The organism is Streptomyces sp. 4N124 (assembly GCF_052245395.1).
Classification (GTDB): Bacteria; Actinomycetota; Actinomycetes; order Streptomycetales; family Streptomycetaceae; genus Streptomyces.
Genome location: NZ_JBQQBS010000118.1, coordinates 1 through 10,401 on the forward strand (window position 1 = coordinate 1; position 10,401 = coordinate 10,401).

The 10,401-nt window shown below is 69.8% G+C and carries 10 protein-coding genes; 2 read left to right on the plus strand and 8 right to left on the minus strand.

Going from position 1 to position 10,401, the window contains the following annotated elements; genetic code table 11:
• Nucleotides 1-347: 347 nt before the first annotated feature.
• The 4 genes from ACTWQO_RS47930 to ACTWQO_RS47945 form a co-directional block, all read right to left on the minus strand.
• Nucleotides 348-1,112 carry a class I SAM-dependent methyltransferase gene (locus ACTWQO_RS47930; protein ID WP_443243713.1) on the minus strand — a complete coding sequence of 255 codons (765 nt, stop codon included), beginning with the start codon at nucleotides 1,110-1,112 and terminating at the stop codon, nucleotides 348-350.
• Nucleotides 1,113-1,238: 126 nt separating this feature from the next.
• Complete coding sequence (locus ACTWQO_RS47935) at nucleotides 1,239-1,766, minus strand: EamA/RhaT family transporter (protein ID WP_443243714.1); 528 nt, start codon at nucleotides 1,764-1,766, stop codon at nucleotides 1,239-1,241.
• A 43-nt stretch (nucleotides 1,767-1,809) separates the two neighbouring features.
• Nucleotides 1,810-2,115 (minus strand): SH3 domain-containing protein, encoded by a 306-nt coding sequence (locus ACTWQO_RS47940; protein WP_443243722.1) that lies wholly within the window; start codon nucleotides 2,113-2,115, stop codon nucleotides 1,810-1,812.
• Nucleotides 2,116-2,170: 55 nt separating this feature from the next.
• Complete coding sequence (locus ACTWQO_RS47945) at nucleotides 2,171-2,488, minus strand: SH3 domain-containing protein (protein ID WP_443243715.1); 318 nt, start codon at nucleotides 2,486-2,488, stop codon at nucleotides 2,171-2,173.
• A 181-nt stretch (nucleotides 2,489-2,669) separates the two neighbouring features.
• Here ACTWQO_RS47945 and ACTWQO_RS47950 point away from each other — a divergent pair, with 181 nt between their 5' ends.
• Nucleotides 2,670-4,760 carry a serine/threonine-protein kinase gene (locus tag ACTWQO_RS47950; RefSeq protein ID WP_443243716.1) on the plus strand — a complete coding sequence of 697 codons (2,091 nt, stop codon included), beginning with the start codon at nucleotides 2,670-2,672 and terminating at the stop codon, nucleotides 4,758-4,760.
• Between the two features lie 52 nt (nucleotides 4,761-4,812).
• On the opposite strand, the gene ilvD is transcribed toward ACTWQO_RS47950, so the two are convergent.
• From ilvD to ACTWQO_RS47970, 4 genes are all read right to left on the minus strand, one after another.
• Nucleotides 4,813-6,666: a dihydroxy-acid dehydratase gene (gene ilvD / locus ACTWQO_RS47955; protein ID WP_443243717.1), complete on the minus strand. Its 1,854-nt coding sequence runs from the start codon at nucleotides 6,664-6,666 to the stop codon at nucleotides 4,813-4,815.
• A gap of 152 nt (nucleotides 6,667-6,818) precedes the next feature.
• Nucleotides 6,819-7,424 carry a TetR/AcrR family transcriptional regulator gene (locus ACTWQO_RS47960; protein WP_443243718.1) on the minus strand — a complete coding sequence of 202 codons (606 nt, stop codon included), beginning with the start codon at nucleotides 7,422-7,424 and terminating at the stop codon, nucleotides 6,819-6,821.
• The gene (locus tag ACTWQO_RS47965) at nucleotides 7,421-8,245 is read right to left on the minus strand and encodes a sugar phosphate isomerase/epimerase family protein (RefSeq protein ID WP_443243719.1); all 825 of its coding nucleotides are present in this window, start codon (nucleotides 8,243-8,245) and stop codon (nucleotides 7,421-7,423) included. The genes ACTWQO_RS47960 and ACTWQO_RS47965 overlap by 4 nt, the downstream gene beginning before the upstream one ends.
• Nucleotides 8,246-8,293: 48 nt before the next feature.
• Nucleotides 8,294-9,310 carry a Ppx/GppA phosphatase family protein gene (locus tag ACTWQO_RS47970; protein ID WP_443243720.1) on the minus strand — a complete coding sequence of 339 codons (1,017 nt, stop codon included), beginning with the start codon at nucleotides 9,308-9,310 and terminating at the stop codon, nucleotides 8,294-8,296.
• An 83-nt stretch (nucleotides 9,311-9,393) separates the two neighbouring features.
• On the opposite strand from ACTWQO_RS47970, the gene ACTWQO_RS47975 reads away from it, so the two are divergent.
• On the plus strand, nucleotides 9,394-10,251 hold the full coding sequence (locus tag ACTWQO_RS47975; RefSeq protein ID WP_443243721.1) for a hypothetical protein: 858 nt from the start codon (nucleotides 9,394-9,396) through the stop codon (nucleotides 10,249-10,251).
• The last annotated feature ends 150 nt before the right edge of the window (nucleotides 10,252-10,401 follow it).

Here is a 10,401-nt window from a genome sequence, read left to right on the forward strand (position 1 = left end):
CTGCTCCTGGGGCTGGGGCGAGGGTCGTACATCACCCTCGCGGGCGCCTTCGGGGCGACGACCTCGCACCTCCGCGCGCGCCCGCCTCCGGGCCGACGGCCGTTCCGTGCATCTCCGGCGCTCTGCGCGAGGTGCCCCTGGTGTGCCCTGCGGGTGCGGCTGGTTTGTTCTGTTTCCCCGGCGGGTTCCTCGTTGCGCTGCCGCTATGCGTGGGCGGGGATGGGGACGGTTATGCGGACGTGCGCGCGCGTGGGGATCGTCCCTGTGTCGGAGCTGCTGGTCGGGCTGCGGGGACGTTGGGGCGCGCATGTGCGGCGGCGGCGCCATGGCGGGCGCCGCCATGCGGGTCAGGTGTGCGTGGCGACGAGGAGGTCCACGTCGTAGGTCTCCTCGACGGTTCCGTGAGGGAAGAGGGTCAGGAGGTGGTTCTTCTCCTCGGCCAGGAAGGCGGTGCGGGTTTCGTCGCTCTGGACGAGGAAGATCGAGTGGCTGCCGATATTGGCCAGGTGGGTGTCGAGGGAGACGCGGCGGCTCCAGCGGACCATGCGGCGGGTGAAGTCGAGGCGGCCGGAGGGGTCGGCGGCGCGGGTGCTGGCACCGTTCGTATCGACGACCGGGTCGGTGCCGAAGGCGTGTGCGATGCGGTGGACCTGGGCGGCGATCCAGGGGACGTCCAGGGCGTACGTGTTCCACCACAGGGCGAGTGCGCCGCCGGGGCGCAGGACGCGGAGCGCCTCCGGGACCGCGTGGTCCGGGTCGGTCCAGTGCCATGCCTGCGCGTAGGTGAGGAAGTCGACGGAGGCGGTGGCCAGGGGGAGGGCGTTGCCGCTGCCTCGGATGAGGGGGATTCCGGGGTTGGTGCGGTGGAACTGGGCCGCCATGCCGTCGCCCGGTTCGACGCCGATCACCTCCGCGCCGCGGGCGTGCAGGAGGGCGGTCGCTATGCCGGTGCCGGCGCCGATGTCTGCGACGCGGGCGCCGGTGAACGGGCGGGCGGCGAGGTCCTCGATCGCGTCGAAGAGGGCGGGCGGGTAGGAGGGGCGGTTGGCGGCGTACTGGGCTGCGGCCGCGTTGAAGGAGAGGGCTCGGGTGAGGTGGGAGGAAGCCGTCATAGGGACATGGTGGACGGGGTGGGGGCGGCCGCGGTGAGATTCCGGTAAGACCGGTGAGAGGGGTGTGGGGCGCGCTCAACCCCGCGACCAGTGCACGGCCGCGACCGCCCTCAGCCAAGCACGGTCCTAGCCCCTCCCCCGCCGCTTCTTCTTCGAAGGGTTGCCCGAGCGGCGTGTCGTCCGCTTCTCGTGGCGTTCGCGGGCCGCTGCGTACTCCCTGCGGTGGAGCCGCTCGCCGGGGGCCTCGACGAGGGAGCGGATGAAGTAGGCGAGGAGGGAGCCGACGAAGCCGATGGCCAGGAGGCCGCGGAGGGAGGACTGGCGCTCGGGGTCGGGGCGGTTGCCGAAGGCGTCCCAGGTGTGCCGGAAGGCGAGTGCGGTGCAGACGGCGAACATGGCGACGACCAGGAGGTTGACGAAGCTGCCGGTGTCGGCGATCTGCAGGCCCTCGTAGGCGAAGCGGAGGACGAGGCAGGCGGCCACCGTGGTCGCGAGGGAGCCTGCGGCGGCTGCGATGCGGCGGGTCGTGTAGCCCTTGTCGTGGTTCACCCAGGTCGTGCCGAAGAACCGGATGGGTTCGGGGCGGGGGGCCGGGGTGTCGGGGGTGCCGTGGGAGCCCGCGGGGGTGGCCGGGGTGCCGGAATCGTCGCTCACGGGTCGATTATGGCGCCGGGGTGGCCGCGGGCTCCTCGTGGGTTCAGCCGCAGCGGGAAGCGACGTAGCCGTCGCTGCCGGTGTTGACGTAGGCGTCCGAGACGAACTCGCCGTTGTCGATGTTGTCCCAGATGTTCGACGTGCCGTACGGGCCGGTGACAGTCTCGCCCGGTGTCTGACAGAAGATGGGGACCCTCGCGCCCTCGGGCAGGACGCGGACGATGCTGTACTGCGTACCCGGACCGCGGCGGACGTTGAGGCGGTGGCCGGGCGCGACTTCGTAGTAGCGCAGGGCCTCGGCGGCACCGGCGCCCGCCATGATGAAGGCGCCGGTGAGGCCTCCGACCATGACTGATCTGCGTCTCAGGGATGTCATCGATGTCTCTCTAGGTGAGGTCGTGGAATCAGCCGCACCGCGAGGCCACGTAACCGTCGCTGCCCGTGAGCACATAGGCGTCGGATACGTACTCGCCGTTGCTGATGTTGTCCCAGATGTTCGACGTGCCATACGGGCCCGTCACCCTCGTCCCCGGCGTCTGACAGTAGATCAGTACTCGGGAGCCCTCGGGCAGGACCCGCACGATGGGGTAGCTCGTTCCAGGGCCGCTGCGGACATTCAGCCGGACCCCCGGTGCGATCGCGTAGGAGCGCAGGGCCGCCGCGACCGTCACGGACTCGCCTTCAGCGTCACGCTCGGTCTCTGCGGCACGGTCAACAGACATGACAAACCTCCCCCGTTGGATCCCATGACAGCCATGGGCCCCGTTGATTCCCCTAAGTCACGCCATGAAACACATGTGCACACTTCGCACGCGGAGACTAGCAAGTCGCCTCTGTCTCGTACGAGTCATCGACTAGGCTCCGTGCGTCGCGCGCGCCGACGAACAGCACGGGGGTGGTCCCATGGCGCCACAGCGCAACACCGGAGCTGGTGCGGAAGCGGAACTTCCCGAGTACGCCGGTCACTACCGTCTGGAGTCGTGTCTCGGGTCCGGCGGGATGGGCGTCGTGCACATCGCGCGGAGCACCTCGGGGATGAAGCTCGCGGTGAAGGTCGTGCACGCCGAGTTCGCCAAGGATCCCGAGTTCAGGGGGCGGTTCCGACAGGAGGTGGCCGCGGCGCGGAGGGTGAGCGGGGCCTTTACCGCCTCTGTTGTCGACGCCGACCCCGAGGCCGAACAGCCATGGATGGCCACGCTGTTCATTCCCGGGCCGACGCTTTCCGATCACGTGAAGCGGAACGGGCCCATGGACGCTGCCCAGTTGCGTCGCCTGATGGCCGGACTGGCCGAGGCGCTGCGTGACATCCACCGTGTCGGGGTTGTGCACCGTGATCTCAAACCGAGCAATGTGCTGCTCGCCGAGGACGGGCCCAAGGTCATCGACTTCGGTATCTCTCGGCCAAAAGACAGCGAACTACGCACTGAGACCGGCAAGTTGATCGGGACTCCGCCGTTCATGGCACCCGAGCAGTTCCGGCGGCCTCGCGAGGTCGGGCCCGCCGCTGATGTCTTCGCGCTCGGGTCCGTGATGGTGCACGCCGCTACGGGGCGTGGGCCGTTCGACTCCGACAGCCCTTATGTCGTCGCCTACCAAGTGGTACACGACGAGCCGGACTTGACCGGCGTACCGGAGAATCTCGCGCCGCTCGTGCTGCGGTGTCTGGCCAAAGAACCCGAGGACCGGCCCACACCGGACGAATTGATGCGGGAGCTGCGCTCGGTTGCGGCCTCGTACGACACACAGGCGTTCATACCGGCGCAGAGGACGGGTGATGCGCCGGAACCACGCCGGGTGGAAGTGTCCGATCGCCGACCCAAGCGACGGCTCCGCAAGCAGGTGGCCATGGCAGCCGGGGCGTTCGGCATTGTCGTGGGCGGAGTGCTCGCCTCGCTTCCGTTGCTCAACGACGGCGCGGCCACGCCGTACAGCAACAGTTCCCCCAACACGTCGGCCGATTTCGGCGCCTGGGAGGCGAAGCCGGTCTCCCGAGGCACGGGCGTGCCCCAATGCTCCTACGGCGGAGGGCAATTGCTCTGTTCACGGTCCGGGGTGGTGTTCGCCCTCGATCCGTCTGACGGCACCGTGCTGTGGCAGCGTTCGGTGAGTAAGTCGAGCAAGAGCGAACCGCCCGTCCTGTCGGGTGGACTCGTACAGATCGTGATGGACGAGGGGCTCCGTGTGGAGGCGCTCGATCCTGCCTCCGGCAAGGCTCGATGGCAGCGCAACGTGCCCACAGGAAGCGGTGTGGCATACGTCGGTGACATGCTGCTGCTCGTCGGCGCCGACAAGTCCATCACCGGCGTGGACGGCGCGACCGGCGACACGAAGTGGACCCGCCGGACGGCAGGCCAGGACAGACCGTCCATCTCGTCGTTCACCGGCGATTCGCTGGCGTACGCAGCGAGCACGTCCTACGACGGTTCGCATACGCGGATCACCGCGCTGGCCCCCAGGACGGGCGACGTTCGGTGGGAGGCACAGCTGCCGGAGGCTCTGAAGCCCATCGGTGCCACGGGCCGATCGGTCTACTTCCTCTCCACCGGCCGGGACCCTCTGGATACGAACGCCGTCGTCCGCTACACCCCGGAATCCGGGGCATCAAGCCGCATGGCACTTCGCACACCGCGGCAGGACGCGCAGGCCACCGTGCGCGACGACGTCATCTATCTCCTCGGCGCAGGCGGTTCGTTGGAAGCAGTCGACATGAAGGCACGGAAGCAGCTGTGGCAGCTCGAAACGTCCGTGACCCGTGGGTCGGCACCGGTCGCCTCGGGCGGCCACGTGTACATGACCGCCGCCGACGGGCGGCTGCTCGCCGTGAACGCCCGCAAGGGAAATCTCCTGGGACAGACGTCACCACGGCTGGGCACGAACTCGGACTGGGTCGCGGGCGAGTTGTCCGCCCCTGTGGTCGCCAACGGCCATATCTACGCCACCGCCCCCGACGGCACCGTCTTCTCCGTGAACGCCCGTAACCCGGCAAGCTGGTAGCCCACAAAAGGAAGGCCGCCCCCAACCGGAGGCGGCCCCAGAACCCAAGACCTCAGCCCAGCATCGACACGTCCCGCACGGCGCCCTTGTCCGCGCTGGTCGCCATCGCCGCATAAGCCCGAAGCGCCGCCGACACCTTGCGCTCGCGGTTCTTCGGGGCGTACACCCCATTCAGGGCCTGCTCGCGACGCGCCAACTCAGCCTCGTCCACGAGCAGTTCGATGGCCCGGTTGGGGATGTCGATGCGGATGCGGTCGCCGTTCTCGACCAGCGCGATGGTGCCGCCGGACGCGGCCTCCGGGGAGGCGTGGCCGATGGAGAGGCCGGAGGTGCCGCCGGAGAAGCGGCCGTCGGTGATCAGGGCGCAGGTCTTGCCGAGGCCGCGGCCCTTGAGGAAGGAGGTGGGGTAGAGCATCTCCTGCATGCCGGGGCCGCCCTTGGGGCCCTCGTAGCGGATGACGACGACGTCGCCGTCGGTGACCTGTTTGTTGAGGATCTTCTCCACGGCCTCTTCCTGCGACTCGCAGACGACAGCCGGACCCTCGAAGGTCCAGATCGACTCGTCGACGCCGGCCGTCTTCACCACGCAGCCGTCGACCGCCAGGTTGCCCTTGAGGACCGCCAGGCCGCCGTCCTTCGAGTACGCGTGCTCGGCGGAGCGGATGCAGCCGCCCTCGGCGTCCTCGTCCAGGGCTTCCCAGCGCTCGGACTGGGAGAAGGCCTCGGCGGAGCGGACGCAGCCCGGGGCCGCGTGCCACAGTTCCAACGCCTCGGCCGACGGGGAGCCGCCGCGCACGTCCCACGTCTTGAGCCAGTCCGCGAGCGACGGGCTGTGCACGGCGTGTACGTCCTCGTTCAGCAGGCCCGCGCGGTGCAGTTCGCCGAGGAGGGCGGGAATGCCGCCGGCGCGGTGCACGTCCTCCATGTAGTACGTGCGGTTCTTGGCGACGTTCGGAGCGACCTTCGCCAGGCAGGGCACGCGGCGTGAGACCTCGTTGATCTCCTCCAGGCCGAACGGGACGCCCGCTTCCTGGGCCGCCGCCAGCAGGTGCAGGATCGTGTTGGTGGAGCCGCCCATCGCGATGTCCAGTGCCATCGCGTTCTCGAAGGCGGCGAAGGTGGCGACATTGCGCGGGAGGACCGTCTCGTCGTCCTGCTCGTAGTAGCGCCGGGTGATGTCCATGACCGTGCGGGCCGCCGCCTCGTACAGCCCCTTGCGGGCCGTGTGGGTCGCGAGCACCGAGCCGTTGCCCGGCAGCGAGAGGCCGATGGCCTCGGTCAGGCAGTTCATCGAGTTGGCGGTGAACATGCCGGAGCAGGAGCCGCAGGTCGGACAGGCGTTCTCCTCGATACGGAGGATGTCCTCGTCCGAGATCTTGTCGTTCACGGCGTCGGAGATCGCGTCGACCAGGTCGAGCGTACGGACCGTGCCGTCGACCAGCGTGGCGCGGCCGGACTCCATCGGGCCGCCGGAGACGAAGACCGTGGGGATGTTCAGCCGCAGGGCCGCGTTCAGCATGCCCGGGGTGATCTTGTCGCAGTTGGAGATGCAGATCAGGGCGTCGGCGCAGTGGGCCTCGACCATGTACTCGACCGAGTCCGCGATCAGGTCGCGGGAGGGCAGCGAGTACAGCATGCCGCCGTGGCCCATCGCGATGCCGTCGTCCACCGCGATCGTGTTGAACTCGCGCGGGATGCCGCCGGCCTCGACGATCGCCTCGCTGACGATCCGGCCCACCGGCTGGAGGTGGGTGTGGCCCGGCACGAACTCCGTGAAGCTGTTGGCGACCGCGATGATCGGCTTACGGCCGATGTCCGCACCGGGTACACCGGAGGCGCGCATAAGGGCGCGGGCGCCCGCCATGTTGCGGCCGTGGGTGACTGTGCGGGACCTCAGCTCGGGCATCGTCGCTCGCTCCTTCGGAGAAATCTGCCGAGAATATTGATTGCTTCGAGCGTACGCCGGGGCACTGACAGCCGGACGCCATGTCCGGAATGCGGGATGGGCGTCTCAGGGATTCGGATGGGTCATGTCCCGGTTCGTCGCGTCCCTGGGATTCAGGGATTCGTCAGATGCCCCTGCACCACGGGCGCCACCCGCGTGATGATCTGCTCCACGTCCACCGACGCCACCGGCTCGATCTTGATCACGTACCGCATCATCGCGACGCCGACGAGCTGCGCCGCCGCCAGTTCGGCGCGCAGCTCCGCGTCCGGGGCGTCGAGCTCACCGGCGATGCGGCGCATCAGCTGCGCGGAGACGAGTCGGCGGAAGACGGCCGCGGCCGCCTCGGTGTTCACCGCGGACCGCACGATCGCGAGCAGCGGTTTGCGGGTGACCGGGTTCTCCCAGAGCCCGAAGATCACGCGGGTCATGCGCTCCCCGACGTCGTCGAGCGGGCCCTCCAGGACCACGTCACGCACCTTCAGGGCCGGCGCGAAGGCGACTTCGACGGCCGCCTCGAAGACCTGCTCCTTGGTGCCGTAGTAGTGGTGGACCAGCGCCGAGTCGACCCCGGCCGCCTTGGCGATGGCGCGCACGGACGTCTTCTCGTAGCCCCGCTCGGAGAACTCCTCGCGGGCCGCGTTCAGGATGCGGTCGCGGGTGTCGGCGGATTCCGTACGACGGGGTCTGCCGCGCCTCCGGGCGGTCGCGTCGGTCATCGCCGGGGCACCTGCGCGGCCGACGCCAGATGGAGGCGGGTGAAGGCGAGCGCCTCCGCGAGGTCGGCCTCGCGTTCGGCGCTGGACATCGCGCGCCGGGTGTTGACCTCTATGACGACGTGGCCGTCGAAGCCGGTCAGGGCGAGCCGTTCCAGCAGCTCGGCGCAGGGCTGGGTGCCACGGCCCGGCACGAGGTGCTCGTCCTTCGCCGAGCCCCTGCCGTCGGCGAGGTGGACATGGCCGAGACGGTCCCCCATGCGGTCGATCATCTGGATCGCGTCCGAGCGCGCCGTCGCCGTATGGCTGAGATCGATCGTGAAGTGGCGGTAGTCGTCCTTGGTGACGTCCCAGTCGGGGGCGTACGCGAGCATCTCGCGGTCGCGGTAGCGCCAGGGGTACATGTTCTCCACTGCGAACCGCACATCCGTTTCGTCGGCCATGCGCCAGATCCCGGCGACGAAGTCACGGGCGTACTGGCGCTGCCAGCGGAACGGGGGGTGTACGACGACCGTGCTCGCGCCCAGCTTCTCGGCCGCCGCCCGGGCGCGCTGGAGCTTGACCCAGGGGTCGGTGGACCAGACGCGCTGCGTGATGAGCAGGCAGGGGGCGTGAACGGCCAGGATCGGGATGCGGTGGTAGTCCGAGAGGCGGCGCAGGGCCTCGATGTCCTGGCTGACCGGATCGGTCCACACCATGACCTCGACGCCGTCGTACCCGAGGCGTGCGGCGATCTCGAAGGCCGTCGCCGTCGACTCCGGGTAGACGGAGGCGGTCGATAGGGCGACCTTCGCGTCCGGGATCCGTACGGCTGGGTTTGCCACGGAGACAGGGTACGTGGGTCCGGGGGGTGGGTCGGGGTTGATGTTCGCCTATTCGCCGTTGTGCTGTTCGCCATAGGCGGGTGCGGGGTCGTGGGGGGTTGCTCGCACCGTTCCCCGCGCCCCTGTCGCGGCGCCATCGGAGCCCATGTGATCCAAGCGCCGCAGGATCACGCCCTCCCGCAGCGCCCACGGGCAGATCTCCAGCGTCTCCACGCCGAACAGGTCCATCGCGCCCTCCGCCACCAACGCGCCCGCCAGAAGCTGTCCCGCGCGCCCCTCCGAGACCCCCGGGAGTTCCGCGCGCTGAGCCGCGGTCATCCCCGCCAGCTGCGGAACCCAGGCCTCCAGGGACTCGCGCTTGAGGTCGCGTTGGACGTAGAGGCCCTCGGTGGAGCGGGCGGCGCCGGCTATGCGGGCCAGTTGCTTGAAGGTCTTCGAGGTGGCGACGACGTGGTCCGGGGGGCCGAAGCGGGTGAACTCGCCGACGCTGCGGGCGATCTGGGCGCGGACATGGCGGCGCAGGGTGCGGATCGCCTCCGGGTCCGGCGGGTCGCCGGGGAGCCAGGCGGCGGTGAGGCGGCCCGCGCCGAGCGGAAGGGAGACGGCGGCGTCGGGCTCCTCGTCGATGCCGTACGCGATCTCCAGGGAGCCGCCGCCGATGTCCAGGACCAGCAGCTTTCCCGCCGACCAGCCGAACCAGCGGCGGGCGGCGAGGAAGGTGAGGCGGGCCTCTTCGGCGCCGGTGAGGACCTGGAGCTCGACGCCGGTGTCGGCCTGCACGCGCGCGAGGACGTCGTCGGCGTTGGTGGCCTCGCGCACGGCGGAGGTGGCGAAGGGCAGCAGGTCCTCGACGCCCTTGTCCTCGGCGGCCTGGAGCGCCTCGCGGACGACGCCGATCAGCCGGTCGACGCCGTCGGGGCCGATCGCTCCGTCCTCGTCGAGGAGTTGCGCAAGGCGCAGTTCCGCCTTGTGCGAATGCGCGGGCAAGGGGCGCGCGCCCGGGTGCGCATCCACCACCAGGAGGTGCACCGTGTTCGATCCCACGTCGAGGACACCGAGTCTCATGGACAGAACGCTACTGCCAGCGAAGACCGGGACCGCCACCCCGGCGGTCCCGGAACGGGTTCCGGGCGACTTACCCTGGTCCCGTGCCAAAGACGAAAAAGGCGAAGGATGAAAAGTCGGCCAAGAAGGTCAAATCCGGCAAGGGTTCTTCGCAGGCGAAGGCGGCCAAGCAGCCGAAGGTCCCGCAGGTGAGCGACGAGAAGGGCCTCGACTTCGCGCGCGCGTGGGTGGAATTTCCTGATCCGGCGGACGACGAGCAGATCTTCCGGTGCGATCTGACATGGCTGACCTCTCGGTGGAACTGCATCTTCGGCAGCGGCTGCCAGGGCATCCAGGCGGGCCGCGCGGACGACGGCTGCTGCACGCTGGGCGCGCACTTCTCCGACGAGGACGACGAGAAGCGGGTCGCCGGGCATGTGGCGAGGCTCACGCCGGAAATCTGGCAGAACCACGACGTGGGGACCCAGACCGGCTGGGTCTCGGTCGACGAGGACGGCGACCGGCAGACCCGCCCGTATCAGGGCTCGTGCATCTTCCAGAACCGGCCCGGTTTCGCCGGCGGCGCGGGCTGCTCGCTGCACATCCTCGCCCTGAAGGAGGGGCGCGAGCCGCTGGAGACCAAGCCCGACGTGTGCTGGCAGCTGCCGGTCCGGCGGACGTACGAGTGGATCGACCGGCCCGACGACACGCGCGTGCTCCAGGTGTCCATCGGTGAATACGACCGCCGGGGCTGGGGTCCGGGCGGCCACGACCTGCACTGGTGGTGCACCTCGGCGACCTCGGCGCACGGTGCGGGCGATCCGGTCTATGTGTCCTACCGGGCGGAGCTGACCGAGCTGATGGGCAAGGCGGGCTACGACCGGCTGGTCGAGCTGTGCGAGGAGCGGCTGGCGTCGCAGCTGCCGTTGCTGGCGCCGCATCCGGCGGACCCGGTGGATTGAGCCGCTGCGGATTGCGGTGGGGTCGGGCGGCTGCGGATTCGGTGGGTTGGGCCGCTCGTCGTTCGAGCCCCTACGACGGGGACGGGCTCGGCGCGCCGGTGGCGCTCGGCGACGGGGGCGACGAGCCCGTCCCCGTCGTAGGGGCTCGAA